Source organism: Kitasatospora sp. MBT66 (assembly GCF_000710405.2).
Taxonomy (GTDB): domain Bacteria; phylum Actinomycetota; class Actinomycetes; order Streptomycetales; family Streptomycetaceae; genus Kitasatospora; species Kitasatospora purpeofusca.
In genome coordinates, this window is the sequence record NZ_JAIY01000009.1 from 125114 (window position 1) to 125583 (window position 470).

1 protein-coding gene is annotated in these 470 nt (G+C 77.0%); it reads left to right on the forward strand.

Translation table 11 applies throughout. The features are described from left to right. The coding region (locus BI06_RS51145; RefSeq protein WP_043471671.1) for a hypothetical protein at positions 1 to 470 on the forward strand (470 nt) is incomplete at both ends.

Consider the following 470-nt stretch of genomic DNA (forward strand, 5'->3'; position numbering starts at 1 on the left):
GAGGAGGTCGGCCGCGGCCTGGAACTCCTGGAGTCGCGCGAACTGCTGCGCCGGGTGCGCCGCAGCGGCGTGCCCGGAGACGTCGAGTACGTCTTCCGGTACGCCGTCAGCCGCGATGTCGCGCTCGCCCAGCTGCCCGGCCGCGTCCTGGTCGAACGCCATCTGCGGGCGGCCGACTGGGCCGCCCTGCTGGACGTGCCCCGCCCCGGGCTGCTGGCCTTCCACTACGACCGCGCCATCGCGCTCGCCGACGCGGACGGAACCCCGGTGGAGGCGATGGAGCGCCGTGCCTGGGAGGCACTGGTCGGGGCGTCCGCCCGGGCCGCCGCCGCGGGCGACGACGCGCTCGCGGTCAGCTGCCTCGACCACGCCCTGGACCGCTGTCCGCCCGGGGAGCCCGAGCGGGTCTGGCTGGTCACCCACCACCGCCGCATCCTCGACAGCCTCGGCACCCGCTACCGCCGCCGCCC